Genomic DNA, 771 nt, shown 5'->3' with positions numbered 1-771 from the left:
TTATTTCCCGAAGAGTTATTTGTCAGAATGACAAACCGATTTCGAGCCGGCGAGAACCCATTGTCACACCACGATTTAGGGGGTGTGTATAAATGGGCACTCTCTGTGAAATTTGAAGCTTTGAAATTCCGAATGGCGCACTTATACACTCTGTCGAGTGAGTGCTAAAATGCTGAAGCATTTCCGTCAAGCGTGTGGAGGAATCTTGTAGAGAGATATAGCATAGATACCCGTATCTCTAGAGATATTTTGGTATATCCCTGCTATATCTATGGGGTATCTATGCTATATCTTTGGCTTCAAAAACGGCACCTGTTCTAAGAGCATAGAAACTCAACAGGCACAGCCTGTTTGACACCCTTTTTTTTAGGGTGGCACCGAGTTTCCTTATGCTCTTTTTCTCTGAAGCTAAACCTGTTTTATATGTCGTAGTCTTTTTATTGGGAGTGACCCCTTGCTGTACAATTTCCGGAGGTGCCGATAAGGGACGAATTTTCCCTTGTCGGTTGCCTTTGGGGATTGTAAGGGGTGGAGGCTCGGAATCAAAAGGAAACGAAATATCATTCCGAGTGTGCTTCTTTTTTCTGTTCTTGAATTCTATTATTTCCAATGTTAGAATTATGTTAACAACTTGTTAGGAGTGTGTTTGGATGGAAGAGAAAAAACAAATTGGACCTCGAATTACTGTTGAAACATTTAAAAAGCTAGAGTTATTAGCCGAACATTTTACAAAACACAATGAATTTGGAAGAGTTTCAAAAGATGCTGTAA

Source organism: Kitasatospora sp. NPDC057738, from assembly GCF_042798815.1.
GTDB lineage: Bacteria > Actinomycetota > Actinomycetes > Streptomycetales > Streptomycetaceae > Kitasatospora > Kitasatospora lactacystinica.
This window is presented reverse-complemented; position numbering follows the sequence as displayed.